We start from the raw sequence: 14,778 nt of genomic DNA on the forward strand, positions 1-14,778 counted from the left end.
CCTACGCGTCCGTAGGGTCGCGCTCTGTGGGAAGTGACAGGCCGCCGCCCCTTACGAACCGGTCGGCCGCGCTTTACTCTGATCTCTGCTCGATAGTTACTCGCGAGTTAAACAACAGCCGCAACCTGAGAGCCAGCCGCACTGTCGCGGGCCCCGGAGGATGTCGTGAGCGACACACAGACCCTGATCGAGAACCGTCCGCCGAGTGTGGCGACCGTCTTCCTGGAGCGCGTTGCGGCCACGCCGGACGCCGAGGCCTACCGGTACCCGGTGCCGGCGGCCTCCGGCCAGGGTCCTGACGACTGGAAGTCGCTGAGCTGGGCGCAGGCCGCGGAGCGGGTGTACGCCATTGCGGCCGGGCTGGTCGAGCTGGGGGTGCGGTCCGAGCAGCGGGTCGCCCTCGCCTCCTCGACCCGGATCGACTGGATCCTCGCGGACCTCGGCATCATGTGCGCCGGCGCCGCCACGACCACGATCTACCCGCAGACCAACGCCGACGAGTCGGCGTTCATCCTCTCCGACTCCGAGAGCCGGGTGCTGATCGCGGAGGACGCGGCCCAGCTCGCCAAGGCGGTCGAGAAGCGCGGCGACCTGCCCGAGCTGACCCATGTCGTGGTGATCGACCCGGCGGGCGTGGAGACCAGCGACTTCGTGCTCACGCTCACCGAGCTGGAGGCCCGGGGCGCCGCCCGGCTGGAGAAGGACCCCGACCTCGTCAAGGAGCGGGTCGGCGCGATCACCAAGGACCAGCTCGCGACGCTGATCTACACCTCCGGCACCACCGGCCGTCCCAAGGGCGTACGGCTGCCGCACGACAACTGGTCCTACATGGCGAAGGCCACCGTCGCGACCGGCTTGATCAGCGCCGAGGACGTGCAGTACCTGTGGCTGCCGCTCGCCCATGTCTTCGGCAAGGTGCTCACCTCCGGGCAGATCGAGGTCGGTCACGTCACCGCCGTCGACGGCCGCGTCGACAAGATCATCGAGAATCTGCCGGTCGTGCAGCCGACGTACATGGCGGCCGTCCCGCGCATCTTCGAGAAGGTCTACAACGGGGTCGCCGCGAAGGCCCGTGCGGGCGGCGGCGCCAAGTACAAGATCTTCCAGTGGGCCGCCGAGGTCGGCCGCGCCTACGCCAAGGAGAGCCAGGACAACTTCCGGCGCACCGGCACCGCGGGGGCGTCCTTCGGGCTGAGCGCCAAGCACAAGGTGGCCGACGCGCTGGTCTTCTCGAAGATCCGGGAGGCGTTCGGCGGGAACCTGCGGGCCTGTGTCTCCGGGTCCGCCGCGCTCGCGCCCGAGATCGGCTACTTCTTCGCCGGCGCCGGCATCCACATCCTTGAGGGCTACGGCCTCACGGAGTCCTCGGCGGCCTCCTTCGTGAACCCGGGGGAGGCCTACCGCACCGGCACGGTCGGCAAGCCGCTGCCCGGTACGGAGGTACGCATCGCGGACGACGGGGAGATCCTGCTACGGGGCCCCGGGATCATGGAGGGCTACCACGGGCTGCCCGAGAAGACGGCCGAGGTCCTTGAGGCCGACGGGTGGTTCCACACCGGGGACATCGGTGAACTGTCGCCCGACGGGTATCTGAAGATCACCGACCGCAAGAAGGACCTCATCAAGACGTCCGGCGGCAAGTACATCGCGCCCGCCGAGGTGGAGGGGCAGTTCAAGGCGGTGTGCCCGTACGTCTCCAACATCCTGGTGCACGGGGCCGACCGGAACTTCTGCACGGCGCTCATCGCGCTGGACGAGGTGTCGATCCTCGACTGGGCCAAGGAGAACGGGCTCGAAGGAAAGCCATACGCGGAGGTCGTCGCTGCGCCGGTCACCGTCTCCATGGTTGAGGGGTATGTGAAGCAGCTCAACGAGGGGCTTCAGCGGTGGCAGACGATCAAGAAGTTCCGGTTGCTGCCGCGGGATCTTGATGTGGAGCACGGGGAGATCACGCCTAGTCTCAAGCTGAAGCGGCCTGTTGTGGAGCGGGAGTACAAGGCGCTGATCGAGGAGATGTACGCGGGGTCGCGGGAGGCGTAGCGCGTCCGAGGAGGGGTGGCGGGGACTGCTTGGCGGCTTACGGTTCGTCGTGGCTTGTCGCGCAGTTCCCCGCGCCCCCAAAGAAGCAAATCTCACCGTTTCTCCAGAAGGTGCCGGAGTTCCTTGATCCTGGTGCGTTGAGGGTCCGTCAGTTCCTCCTCCAGGTCCGCCAGTTGTTTGCCGACCTCCTCGTAGTCCGTCCGTTGGCGGGCCAGCAGGCGTTCCAGCTGCTGGTTCTTCCTGTGGAGGTCCAGGAAGACGCTGACCTTCGCGCGGAGCACCCACGGGTCGAACGGCTTGGTCAAGTAGTCGGCGGCGCCGGTGGCGTAGCCGCGGAAGGCGTAGCCCGAGTCGTCCTCGGCTCCGGTGAGGAAGATGATCGGGACGTCCTTCGTCTGGTCCAGGCGTTTGATGTTGGCCGCGGTCTCGAAGCCGTCCATGCCCGGCATGCGGACGTCCAGGAGGACGAGGGCGAACGGGCGGCGGAGCAGGGCCTTCATCGCCTCCTCGCCCGAACGGGCGCGGACGAGTGGTTCGTTGAGGGACCCCAGGACGGCCTCCAGTGCGATCAGGTTGTCCTCCATGTCGTCGACCAGGAGGATGCCCGCACTCTCGTCGGTCGTTGCCTCAGTGCTCATCTGACTGCCCCATTCAGTCGTCCGTGGGCGGAACCACCGCCTCCGCCGCATCGGCCCGTTCCTCCGCGTCCACGCCCTCGGGGTCCAGGAGTGCGCATACGACGGTCAGGAGCTGGTCGACGTCCACCGGCTTGGGTACGTAGTCGTTGGCGCCCCGCGCGATCGACTTCTCGCGGTCTCCCGGCATCGCCTTCGCGGTGAGCGCGACGATGGGCAGGCCGGTCCAGCGCGGGGTGCGGCGGATGGCGGCGATGGTCTCGTAGCCGTCCATCTCCGGCATCATGATGTCCATCAGGACGAGTTCGACGTCCGGGTTGCGCTCCAGGGTCTCGATGCCCTCGCGGCCGTTCTCCGCGTACAGCACCGGCATGCCGACCCGGCCCAGCACATGGGTGAGCGCGAAGACGTTGCGGATGTCGTCGTCGACGATCAACACCCGCCGCCCGGACAGGACTTGACCCGCCCGGCCGGACTTCCACGCCTCCAGCTTGGTGGGCGCGGGCCAGGAGTCCTCGGCGTCGTGGGCGGTCGGATAGGGCTCGGTGGACAGGTCCTCCGGGGCCGGCAGGGCGCGGTCCTCGGCGGTGGGGCCGGCCGCCGTGTGACCGGGGCTGACGACGGGGACGTAGAGCGTGAAGGTGGAGCCGGTGCCCGGCTCGCTCTCGGCGACGATACGGCCGCCCAGCAGGCCCGCGATCTCCCGGCTGATGGACAGGCCGAGCCCGGTGCCGCCGTACTTGCGGTTGGTCGTGCCGTCGGCCTGCTGGAACGCCTCGAAGATCACCGGGAGTTTCTCCTGCGCGATGCCGATGCCGGTGTCGGACACCGCGAAGGCGATCACGTCGTCGCTGTCGCGGACGAACCGGTGCTCGGGGTCCTTGATCCGGTTGACGCGCAGCTCGACCCGTCCGGTGGCGGTGAACTTGATGGCGTTGGAGAGGAGGTTGCGCAGGATCTGCTGGAGGCGCTGCTCGTCGGAGTACATCTCGCGCGGCACGTCCTCGCCGACCGCCACCTCGAAGGCGAGCCCCCGGTCCAGGGTGAGCGGGCGGAAGGTGGCGTGGACGTAGTCGAGCAGCTTGATCAACGGCAGCTTCTTGGGGCGTACGTCCATCCGGCCGGCCTCGATCTTCGACAGGTCCAGGATGTCGTTGATCAGTTGCAGCAGGTCGGAGCCGGAGCGGTGGATCGTCGTCGCGAACTGCACTTCCTGGTCGGAGAGATGGCCGTCCGGATTGTCGGAGAGCAGTCTGGCCAGGATCAGCAGGGAGTTGAGCGGGGTGCGCAGTTCGTGGGACATGTTCGCCAGGAACTCCGACTTGTACTGGGAGCTGGTGGCCAACAAGGCCGCCTTCTCTTCCAGTTCGGCGTTCGAGCGCTGCAACTCGGCCTGCTGCATCTGGAGTTCGTCCGAGCGCTCCTGGAGCTGCATCGCCAGGCGTTGGGACTCGCCGAGCAGGGACTCGGTGCGGGAGTTGGCGATGATGGTGTTGATGGCGACGCCGATGGTGTTCACGAACTGGTCGAAGAAGGCCAGGTGGACATCGGAGAAGCGGGAGAAGGAGGCCAGCTCGATGACGCCGAGGAGCTTGTCCTCGAAGAGGATCGGGATGATGACGACGCTCGCCGGGGCCGCCTCGCCCAGACCGCTGTTGATCTTGATGTAGTCCGGCGGGGCCTCCTCCACCAGGATCCGCTTCTTCTCCCGGGCCGCCTGCCGGACCAGCCCGTGCACGGGCATGCCACCGGTGTCCACGGTCGCGCCCTGCGCGGAGCCGTAGCCCGCGATGAAGGCCAGTCCCTTTGCGGGAACGGTTGTGCGGAGCGAGGCTCCGTCCTCGTCCGGGTCGGCCAGGAAGAACGCCCCGTACTGGGCGTTCACCAGCGGGGTCAGCTCCCGCAGGATCAGGTCGGCGACCTCCATCAGGTCCCGGTGGCCCTGCATCAGGGCGGCGAGCCGGGCGAGGTTGGACTCCAGCCAGTCCTTGGCGCGGGTGGTCTCGCGGAGGTTGGCCACCATCAGGTTGATGTTGTCCTTGAGCTCGGCGACCTCGCCCTGGGTCTCCACGGTGATCGAGCGGGACATGTCGCCCTGCGCCACCGCGGAGGCCACCTCGGCGATCGCGCGGACCTGGGTGGTCAGGTTGGAGGCGAGTTCGTTCACGTTGGTTGTCAGGCGTTTCCAGGTGCCGTAGACGCCCTCGACCCTTGCCTGGCCGCCGAGTTGGCCCTCGGAGCCGACCTCTCGGGCCACGCGGGTGACTTCGGAGGAGAAGGAGGAGAGCGTGTCGACCATGGTGTTGATGGCGGTCTTCAGCTCCAGGATCTCGCCGCGTGCGTCCACGTCGATCTTCTTGGAGAGGTCGCCGTTGGCCACCGCGGTGGTGACCTGGGCGATGTTGCGGACCTGCGAAGTCAGGTTGTCCGCCATGTAGTTGACGTTGTCGGTCAGGTCCCGCCAGACGCCGGAGACGCCCAGCACCTGGGCCCGCCCGCCCAGCCGGCCGTCGGTGCCGACCTCGCGGGCCACGCGGGTCACCTCGTCGGCGAAGGCCCGCAGCTGCTCCACCATCGTGTTGACGGTGTCCTTCAGTTCGAGGATCTCGCCGCGGGCGTCGACCGTGATCTTCTTCGACAGATCGCCGTTGGCCACGGCGGTCGTCACCTGGGCGATGTTGCGGACCTGTGAAGTCAGGTTCAGGGCCATGAAGTTGACGTTGTCCGTCAAGTCCTTCCAGACGCCGGAGACGCCTCGCACCTGCGCCTGGCCGCCGAGGTTTCCTTCGGTGCCGACTTCGCGGGCGACCCTCGTCACTTCGTCGGCGAAGGCGGAGAGTTGGTCGACCATGGTGTTGATGGTGGACTTCAGCTCCAGGATCTCGCCCTTGGCCTCCACCGTGATCTTCTTGCCGAGGTCTCCCTGGGCCACGGCGGTCGAGACGAGGGCGATGTTGCGGACCTGTGAAGTCAGGTTGTCCGCCATGAAGTTGACGTTGTCGGTGAGGTCTTTCCAGACGCCGGAGACGCCTCGCACCTGGGCCCGGCCGCCGAGGTTTCCTTCGGTGCCGACTTCGCGGGCCACGCGGGTCACTTCGTCGGCGAAGGCGGAGAGCTGGTCGACCATGGTGTTGATGGTGGACTTCAGCTCCAGGATCTCGCCCTGCGCGTCGACCGTGATCTTCTGTGAAAGGTCCCCGTTGGCCACGGCGGTCGTCACTTGGGCGATGTTCCGCACCTGTGAAGTCAGGTTCGACGCCATGAAGTTGACGTTGTCCGTGAGGTCCTTCCAGACCCCGGACACGCCCCGCACCTGGGCCCGCCCGCCCAACTGCCCCTCGGTGCCGACCTCGCGGGCCACCCGCGTGACCTCGTCGGCGAAGGCGGAGAGCTGGTCGACCATGGTGTTCACGGTGAGCTTCAGTTCGAGCAGCTCGCCGGTCGCCTCGACCGTGACCGTACGGGTCAGGTCGCCGCGGGCCACCGCCGTCGTCACCAGAGCGATGTCACGGACCTGGGCGGTGAGCCGGGACGCCATGGTGTTGACCGCATCGGTCACGTCCCGCCAACTGCCGGACAGCCCGGTCACCTTGGCCCGCCCGCCGAGCCGGCCCTCGGTGCCGACCTCGCGGGCCACCCGGGTCACCTCGCCGGTGAACAGGGAGAGCTGGTCGACCATCTTGTTCACGGCCCGGCCCAGTCGCCGCAGGTCACCGCGCAACTGCCGGTTACCGTCGTGCAGATCGACCCGCTGGGTCAGATCGCCGCCGGCCACCGCGTCCAGGACCCGGGTCGCGTTGGCGGCCGGGGCCACCAGGGCGTCGAGGAGCTGGTTCACGTCGTCGACCCGGGAGGTCCAGGTGCCCTGCCCCGGGCTGGGGGAGAGCCGCTCGTCGAGCCGGCCGTGCCGCACCAGCTCCCGCTTCACCCGGTTGACCTCGCCGGTGAAGTGGAGGTTGCGGTCCACCAGCTGGTTGAAGACGGCCGTCAGGTCGGCCACGATCCCGTCCCCGGACTCGGGCAGCCGACGGAAGTCGCCGTCCCGGGCAGCGGTCATCGCGGCGAGCAGCGGACGCAGATCCGATGCTCGAATCCGGTCGGCATTCTGTCCCTCTTCGAGCACAGGCGTACCACTGTTCTCACTCATGGCGGCCCACTTCGGTAACTCGGCGCTTATGGGCGTGGCCAGTCTGTCACTCTGTCCGCATCGACTGAGAGGTATTCGTCCGAACTGCTCGGGGAGCTGGACATGGGGGCCATTCCTGCGCAACGGGAGTCCGTCGCGCACGCGTCCGACGGGCCGACCGCGCCCGGCGCCGACGCGCCTCCGCACGCCCCGGCGCAGTTGCGCGCCACCCTCCCCGGCAGCCCGCTCGCACCGGGCTCGGCGCGGGCCCTGTTGCGCGCGGCGCTCTCCGAATGGGCCGAACTCGCCCTGCCCGGCGCCGAGTTCCTCACCGACCGGCTGGCCGACGACGGTTTGGTGGTCGTCAGCGAACTCGTCACCAACGCCGTCGTGCACGCGGGCACCGACGTCGAGCTGAACTGCCGGCTGGAGGCGCACACCGGCGCACTCGTAGTCGAGGTCCTCGACCACCACCCCTCACGCGCCCCGCGCTGGGGCGCACCCCGCACGGGCGAGGGCGATGCCGGGGGCGAGAGCGGGGGCGGCGAGCCCGAACCGCCGTACGGCACACCGGAGTACGGGCGCGGACTGCGCCTGGTCGCCGCCCTCGCCGAGTGCTGGGGCATCACCTACCGCACGGGTGCCAAGTCGGTGTGGGCGCGGCTGCCGGCCGGCGGGAAGGAGTCCTTCGAGGGCATTCAGGCGTACGCGGGGGAGCGCGGCCAGGAGCGGGGTCCGCTCGGCACGGGGACACACACGCCGGAGCCGACCCGGACTCCGGTCCCTGGTCCCACCCAGATCCCGGCCTCGACTCCGGTCCCTGTCCCCGTTCAGACCCCGACCTCGACCCCGGCCCTTGTCTTCACCCAGACCCAGACCCAGACCCAGACCCCGGCCTCGACCCCACCCCCACCCACGATCCCGATCCAGACCACCCCTCACCACGACCAGGGCAGGGACTGGCTGAACCGCGGAGCACTCTCCTTCCTCGCCGAAGCCTCCGACCTGCTCGCCGGACAGCTCGACGAGAACCTGGTCGCCGCGCTCGCCGGCCAGCTGATCGTGCCGAGGCTGGCCGACTGGTGCGCGGTGTGGCTGGAGGACGAGGTCGCCGGGCGCTGGGGGTCTCCCCGTCCCGGTGAGGACGGCTGGGGCGAGCCCGGTGCCTCCGGACCCCGGCTGGCCCGCGTGTGGCACGGCAGCGAGGCCCGGATCGAGGAGCTGCGCCGGGCGCTGGAGAAGGAGCCCCCGGGCCCCTTCGACCCGGCCCGCCCCGGCCCGGTCCCCTTCCCCTGGCCCGGAGAGGCGCTGGGCACGCCGGGCGGCAACGGAAGCCGAGCCGTTCAGACCGGTCACGAGAGCCACACCCCTCACAGCAACCACGACACCCACAGCAACCACGGAACCCACCCACCCCACCCACCCCACCCACCCCACCCACCCCACCCACCCCACCCACCCCACCCACCCCACGGCTCCGCCCTCGCCTACCGCCTCACCGCCGGCGGCCGCCCCCTCGGCACCCTCGTCATCGGCCGGGCCGGACTCCTCGCCTTCCCCGACGAGGTCACCGGTCTCGTCGAGGACCTCAGTCGCCGCGTGGCCCTCGCCATCGGCGCGGCCCGCCAGTACGCCCGCCAGGCCACCATCAGCGCGGTGCTCCAGCGCGGACTGCTGCCCGGCGCGGTCGCCGAGATTCCCGGGGTGCGCAGCGCCCTGGTGTACGAGCCGTACGACAAGGGCGGGCCCAGCGGCGACTTCTACGACCTCTTCCCGGCCGGCGACGGCCGCTGGTGCTTCGCCGTCGGGGACGTCCAGGGCAAGGGCCCCGAGGCGGCCGTAGTGATCGGACTGGCCCGCCCCTGGCTGCGGCTGCTGGCCCGCGAGGGCTACCGCGTGGCCGACGTCCTGGACCGCCTCAACCAGCTGCTCCTCGACGACGCGACGGAGGCAGCGGACGCGGCGGCGCGGGCGCTCGCCTCGGCCGGCGGCCGCCCCATGCACCCCGGCGACGGCCCGCAGACCCGCTTCCTGTCCCTCCTGTACGGCGAACTCGCGCCCTTCGACGGCGGAGTGCGCTGCACCCTCGCCTCCGCCGGGCATCCGCTGCCGCTGCTGCTCGGGGCGGGCGGCGAGGTCCGTACGGCGGCCCGGCCGCAGACCCTGCTCGGGGTCGTCGAGGACGAGACCTACACCAGCGAGACCTTCGAGCTGTGCCCCGGCGACAGCCTGCTGTGCGTCACCGACGGGGTGACCGAGCGGCGCAGCGGCTCCCGGCAGTTCGACGACGAGGACGGGCTCGCGGAGGCCCTCGCCGGGTGCGCCGGGCTGGACGCCGAGCTGATCGCGGAGCGGATCAAGCGGCTGGTGCACGAGTTCGGGGCGCGGCCCCCGGAGGACGATCTGGCGCTGCTGGTGCTGCAAGCGGAGTAGCGATGCCGGGTATTTCCTGGCCTGGTCGGATTAGCACATCTTTACCGTTTCCATACATGAATTCATGGGGGTCGATGACCAGGAAACGAGGAGAGTGTGCTGCTAGGAAACTGGAAAGCGGCCGGGCTGGGCGGAATCAGCCTGGCCCTGCTTGCCGCCGGGTCGCTCGCCGGCACGGTCGGCGCCCCGCTCGCCCGGGCCGCCGGCTCCGGCGACGGCGCGGTCACCGTCCGGGTGGTCACCGAGGCCGACGCGGACGGGGTCTACGACAGCGTCCTGGAGCCGGGCCGCTCCGGTGTCGAGGTGACCCTGACCGACGACGCGGGCCGGGTCCTCACCGCGACGACCGGAGCCGACGGCACCGCCGTCCTCACCCCGGCGTCCTCCGCCCTGACCGGCGGTAGGTACCGCGTCCGGGTCACCAACCCGGCACCGGACACCCTGCGCGAGGCCGTCGCCGGGCTCGGCACCGGCGCCGACGTGATCCGCGCGGGCGTCGGCTTCGTCGACGTGCGCGGCGGCACGAACGTCACCTACACGACCGGCTTCTGGGAGCCGGACCTGTACTGCCAGGAGAACCCGGACCTCGTCACCTGCGGCCTGGCCAAGGGCGACGCGACCGGACAGCAGGGCCTGGTGTCCTTCGCCTCGGGCTTCTCCAACACCTCCCCGGGCGGCGCGGTCACCCAGCTGACCGACAACACCAAGCAGCAGGCGGTGTTCGGCATCGGCGCCGACCGCACCGGCAACGTCTACGCGGGCACCTCCGTCAAGCGCCAGACGGCGTACGGCCCGGCCGGCGCGGTCAACGCGATCTACCGCTACAACGCCACCAGCAAGGCGGTCTCGACCTTCGTCACCCTGCCCGGCACGCTCACCGCCCACGACGGCACCGGCAACTACCTCCACGACGACGGGGTCTACGGCAGGGTCGGCCGCGAGGGCCTCGGTGACGTCGACGTCTCCGGCGACGGCCGCACGCTCTACGCCGTCGACCTCAACGACTCCAAGCTGTACACGGTCGCCCTCCAGGGCACCGGCGACGCCGTCACCGCCGGCGCGCAGACGGGCCACGCCGTCCCCAGGCCCGCCGACTGCGTGGGCGACTGGCACCCCTACGGCATCGGCGTGCGCGGCAGCCGGGTCCTGGTCGGCGGGGTGTGCGGCGCCGAGTCGACGGTGACCGACGCCCTGCCCTGGGGTGACCCGTCCCGGCTCAGCGCGCACGTCTACGAGTTCAAGGGCGGCACGTTCACCGAGATCTTCGCCCACGCCCTCGACTACGCGCGCGGCTGCGCCTACCGCTTCACCGGCGCCTCCGGCTACAAGTGCGGCGACGCCACCGCCACCGGCGAGCGGATGAGCGCGAACTGGGAGGCCTGGAACCAGCGGGTGCCCGTCCGCGAGGAGCACCTGTTCGTCGCCGCCCCGCAGCCGATGCTCGCCAACATCGAGATCGCGGACAACGGCGACCTGGTCCTCGGCTACCGCGACCGCTTCGCCGACATGCAGGGCAACCGCACCTACGCGTACGGCTCCACGACCCAGCTGGTCGCGGCCGTGGCCGCCGGTGACGTCCTGCGCGCCTGCGCGTCCGGGACGGCGTACACCCTGGAGAGCGACGGCACCTGCGGCGCGCTCAAGGGGAGCCTGCCCGGCAACAAGCTGGGCCCGGGCGGCGGCGAGTTCTACAACGACCTCACCGTCCTGTCCGACGCCCGGCACGACCAGATCACCGAGGGCGGCCTGGTCCTCCAGCCGTACCGGAACAAGGTGTGGAGCACGGTCTTCGACCCCTACACCAACCAGGCCTACGAGCAGGGCGTCCGCCGCTGGACCGCGGGGTCCGGGGCCGTCGAGGGCAACCAGCTGCTGAAGTCCACCTGGTCCGACGGGGCGAACCTGTTCGGCAAGGGCAACGGCCTCGCCGACCTGGAGATCATCTGCGACCAGGCGCCCGTCCAGATCGGCGACCGGGTCTGGTACGACGCCGACGGCGACGGCATCCAGGACCCGTCCGAGCCGCCGGTCGCCGGGGTCGTGGTCACCCTGACCGACCGGGCCGGCAACAAGCTCACCGCGACGACCGACGCCAATGGCGAGTACCACCTCGGCACCAAGGACGGTCTGAAGCCCGACACCTCGTACCAGGCGGCCTTCGACCACAGCGGCATCGACCCCTCGAAGCTGCCCGGCTCCCCGACCCTCGACCAGCTCAAGTGGACACAGCGCAGGGCCGGTTCGGACCCCGCGATCGACTCGACCGTCGACTCCTCGGGCCGGACCACCGTGCGGGTCGGCGACCCCGGCTTCGTCGACCACGACCTCGACGCCGGTCTCGTCGGTCCGGTCAACCGGCTCGGCGACCACGTCTGGTACGACACCGACGGCGACGGCATCCAGGACCCGGGCGAGCCCGGTGCGCGGAACGTCACCGTCAAGCTGATCGACCCGGCCACCGGGACGGTCGTCAAGTCGATGCTCACCGACGCGCACGGCGACTACCTGTTCCGGTACCTGCCGGACGGCCGGTACCGGGTGTGCTTCGTGCTGCCGGACGGCTACCAGTGGACCCGGCAGAACGCGGGCGCGGCGGGCGACGACTCCGTGGTCGCCCCGGACAGCGGCTGCTCCCCGCCGGTCACGCTCGGCCCGGGCCACCGCGAGGACCTCACCCTCGACGCCGGACTGATCAAGGACCTCGGGCTGACGATCGTCAAGACCGACGCCAAGACCAGGAAGCCGCTGGGCGGCGCGGTCTTCCAGCTGTGGCGCGACAGCAACGGCACCCCCGGGCTCCAGCGCACGGGCGGCCGCAAGGACACCCTGGTCGACGACTGCGTCACCAACGGCCAGGGCCGCTGCTGGTTCGACCAGCTGCCGATCGGCACGTACTACCTGGTCGAACGGGACGTCCCCGAGGGGTACGTCCTGCCGAAGAACCCGGTCACCGGCCCGTACGCGGTCACGCTGAAGAGCGCCTCCTCGGAGTACGGCCTCGTCGTGCGGATCGCCAACAAGCGGGGGGAGCCGTGCAAGGGCAAGTGCTGACACCTCCCGGGAGACCTCCGGGGACATCCCCGGGGACACCTCCGCGAGGGTGAACCACGGGCGGGCCGCCCACCGGTGCTGACCGGTGGGCGGCCCGCCCGCGTGTAGGGACGTGCCATGCGCATCAAGCCGAAGGCCCTCGCGGTGTCCGGCGGGGCCGTCCTCGCGGCGACCGCCCTCACCGCCGTACTCCTGTCCACGACCGGCTCCGAACCCGCCCCGCGTCCCGTCTCGGGCCCCGAGGCCCAACGCATGGCCCTGACCCGGTTCCGGGTGTACCGGGCGAGCCCGTCGGCGGTCACGGTCCGGGCGGTGACGCCGTCGGGGACGACCGTGGTGCGCGCGGTGGTGGACCACCGGCGGCACCGGGCGGTGGGGACGTACGGCGACGAGGGCGGGCAGGCGCGCGGGCGGCTGGCGTGGGACCTGTCGGGGGTGGCGGTCGCGCGGGGCGCGGAGGGGCGGAAGTGGGTGCGCCGGGAGTTCGGCGCGGCCCCGCTCGACATCGGGCTGCGGCTGGTGCTGTCCCTCGCCGCCGACCGCCCGGACAACGCCCAACTCCTCGCCCAGTCCGGCCCGTTGTGGCTACGCGACGAACAGATCGGCGACCGCTCCTACGGCGTCTTCAGCGGACCCCGCCCCCGCCCGCGGGGCACGGGCGGCGCACCGGCCGGCCGCTCCCCGCTGGCCTACTGGATCGACACCGACGGCGATCTCCGCCGGGTCACGGCGACGCTGGGTCAGGGGCGGGCCGTACACATCGATGTGACGGCGGGACATGTGAGGGGCGGGGTGCCGGAGGGGCCGTGGGGGCGGCCCTAGAAGCCCCGCCCCGGCAGCGGGAACGCCCCCGGGTCCACCCGCCCCGGCAGGCCCACCGCCGCGCGCGGGGGCGCCGTGGACGCGTTCGGCAGGTTCGGCCGGGGCGACGGGGCCGGGACGTCCTGGAAGGAGATGCCCGGGGGCGGCTGGACGGGGTGGGGGCCGCCGAGCGGGGGCCGGCCGGTGCCGGGTTCCGCCGGGACCGGGGTCTCCGCGCGGGTGTCGCGGCCACAGGGGGCCAGGGCGGACAGGGCCGTCGGACTGGTCACCGACTCGGCGTTCCCGGTGAAGCAGTTGCCCGCCGGGGCGCCCGTCGCCAGGACCAGGTCCGTGCCGTTGCCGGTGACCCGGTTGGCGCGGACGGTGTTGCCCCGCGCCGGATAGCCCTGGACGTCGCTCAGGAGCACCCCCGCCGAACGGTTCCCGGTGATCAGGTTCCGCTCGACGACGTTGTCGCGCCCGCCGCCCGACCCGATCCCGATGCCGAAGCCCCCGTCGGCCTGTTCCGGACCGCGGTCGTCGTTGTTGTCGGTGAGCGCGTTGCCCGCGACCACCGCCCCGTGCTGGGGCCCGAGCGCCTCCAGGTCATTGGAGTTGAGGGTCAGCCCCACCCGGTTGTGCGCGGCCCGGTTGCCCAGCAGGTACAGCCGCTCGGAGGCGTTGGTGACCTCCAGGCCCACCGCGTTGTGCTCCACGGTGTTGTGCCGGACCACGGTGTCGCAGGGCCGGCACTGGCCGACGTAGATCCCGGAGTCCGCGTGCCCGGAGGCGTAGGAGCGCTCGATGACCCCGGAACGGGCGTCGAAGGCGTAGATGCCGTACAGGGCGTTGTCGTACGCCGTCACATAGGAGGCCCGGAACCCCTTCAGCGGCGGGAACTTGACGGTGTCCAGCGGGTCGTACGCCGATCCGCCCGCCCCGCCCGCCTGGAGCCGTTCGTCGGTCACGCCGGTGAACAGGACGCCGTTGGCGAGGTGGTTGCGCACGGTCAGGTTCTCCACCACCGAGCCCGCGCCGGTGACCGTGATGCCGTTGGACCGCTCGAACTCCCCGTCCACCACGACCTTCGAGCGCTCGGTGCCGCGCAGCACCACCCGCGGCTTGGCCACCGTGACGCTCTCCCGGTACACCCCGGGCGACACCAGCACGAGACCGCCGGGCCGCACCCGGTCCACCGCCGTCTGCACGGACCCGGTGTCCTGCGGGACCCGCACGACGGCGGCACCGCCCGTCCCGCCTCGGGCCCCGTCGGGGGAGCCCGGCGCGCAGGCGGCGAGCGCGGCCAGCAGCCACGAGATCAGCAGAAGGCGGGGGAAACGGTTCGATCGCACGCCGCAGATGTATCGTCCCGTTCGTGCTCAAGGCAACGAATGCCGGTTTCGACACGCTTGACGGTGTTTCCGGGTCCGGCTCCACCCGCCGGACCGTCCTGGCGGCCGGCGCCGGACTCGCGGCGACCGCCTGCACCCGCGCCGCCGAGGGACCCGAGGGGCGCACCGGCCCCGGCTCCGTACGGCAGCCCGGCGTGGCCGCCGAGCAGCGGCCGGCCGTGCTCGTCCTCGCCTACGATCTCGACCCCGCGGTGAGCGGCCCGGCCGGAGCCCGCGCCCTGCGCCCCGTCCTGCGCGAGTGGTCCCGGGCCCACGCCACGATCGGCGTCGGGCCCCGCCT

Annotated in this window: 7 protein-coding genes and 1 pseudogene; 5 read left to right on the forward strand and 3 right to left on the reverse strand. The window is 71.2% G+C overall.

What is annotated here, in order from left to right:
- The first annotated feature begins 165 nt into the window (after nucleotides 1-165).
- Nucleotides 166-2,040 (forward strand): AMP-dependent synthetase/ligase, encoded by a 1,875-nt coding sequence (locus tag G3I78_RS44035; protein ID WP_164435625.1) that lies wholly within the window; start codon nucleotides 166-168, stop codon nucleotides 2,038-2,040.
- Nucleotides 2,041-2,132: 92 nt separating this feature from the next.
- Here the strand turns inward: G3I78_RS44035 and G3I78_RS44040 are convergent, their stop codons facing one another.
- Nucleotides 2,133-2,678 carry a response regulator gene (locus G3I78_RS44040; protein ID WP_164435627.1) on the reverse strand — a complete coding sequence of 182 codons (546 nt, stop codon included), beginning with the start codon at nucleotides 2,676-2,678 and terminating at the stop codon, nucleotides 2,133-2,135.
- Between the two features lie 13 nt (nucleotides 2,679-2,691).
- Nucleotides 2,692-6,822 carry a HAMP domain-containing protein gene (locus G3I78_RS44045; RefSeq protein WP_203616354.1) on the reverse strand — a complete coding sequence of 1,377 codons (4,131 nt, stop codon included), beginning with the start codon at nucleotides 6,820-6,822 and terminating at the stop codon, nucleotides 2,692-2,694.
- 102 nt (nucleotides 6,823-6,924) lie between these two features.
- Between G3I78_RS44045 and G3I78_RS44050 the strand changes: the two genes are divergently transcribed.
- The 3 genes from G3I78_RS44050 to G3I78_RS44060 all read left to right on the forward strand — a co-directional run bounded on the left by G3I78_RS44050 (nucleotide 6,925) and on the right by G3I78_RS44060 (nucleotide 13,107).
- A complete protein-coding gene (locus G3I78_RS44050) occupies nucleotides 6,925-9,234 on the forward strand; it encodes an ATP-binding SpoIIE family protein phosphatase (RefSeq protein WP_164435629.1) in 2,310 nt (769 codons plus the stop codon).
- A 96-nt stretch (nucleotides 9,235-9,330) separates the two neighbouring features.
- Nucleotides 9,331-12,285 carry an SdrD B-like domain-containing protein gene (locus G3I78_RS44055; RefSeq protein ID WP_164435631.1) on the forward strand — a complete coding sequence of 985 codons (2,955 nt, stop codon included), beginning with the start codon at nucleotides 9,331-9,333 and terminating at the stop codon, nucleotides 12,283-12,285.
- 117 nt (nucleotides 12,286-12,402) lie between these two features.
- The gene (locus G3I78_RS44060; protein WP_164435632.1) at nucleotides 12,403-13,107 is read left to right on the forward strand and encodes a hypothetical protein; all 705 of its coding nucleotides are present in this window, start codon (nucleotides 12,403-12,405) and stop codon (nucleotides 13,105-13,107) included.
- On the opposite strand, the gene G3I78_RS44065 is transcribed toward G3I78_RS44060, so the two are convergent.
- Nucleotides 13,104-14,438, reverse strand: a complete 1,335-nt coding sequence (locus tag G3I78_RS44065) for a right-handed parallel beta-helix repeat-containing protein (protein ID WP_343243997.1) — start codon at nucleotides 14,436-14,438, stop codon at nucleotides 13,104-13,106. The genes G3I78_RS44060 and G3I78_RS44065 overlap by 4 nt on opposite strands.
- A 23-nt stretch (nucleotides 14,439-14,461) precedes the next feature.
- On the opposite strand from G3I78_RS44065, the pseudogene G3I78_RS44070 reads away from it, so the two are divergent.
- Nucleotides 14,462-14,778, forward strand: a pseudogene (locus G3I78_RS44070) (hypothetical protein); the annotation flags it as partial.

This window comes from Streptomyces sp. SID13726, from assembly GCF_010548375.1.
Lineage (GTDB): Bacteria > Actinomycetota > Actinomycetes > Streptomycetales > Streptomycetaceae > Streptomyces.

What these genes read in the sequence shown, in the direction of transcription:
- G3I78_RS44040 (WP_164435627.1), bottom strand. Translation starts at nt 2,678, where the DNA reads ATGAGCACTGAGGCAACGACCGACGAGAGTGCGGGCATCCTCCTGGTC.
- G3I78_RS44045 (WP_203616354.1), bottom strand. Translation starts at nt 6,822, where the DNA reads ATGAGTGAGAACAGTGGTACGCCTGTGCTCGAAGAGGGACAGAATGCC.
- G3I78_RS44050 (WP_164435629.1), top strand. Translation starts at nt 6,925, where the DNA reads ATGGGGGCCATTCCTGCGCAACGGGAGTCCGTCGCGCACGCGTCCGAC.
- G3I78_RS44060 (WP_164435632.1), top strand. Translation starts at nt 12,403, where the DNA reads ATGCGCATCAAGCCGAAGGCCCTCGCGGTGTCCGGCGGGGCCGTCCTC.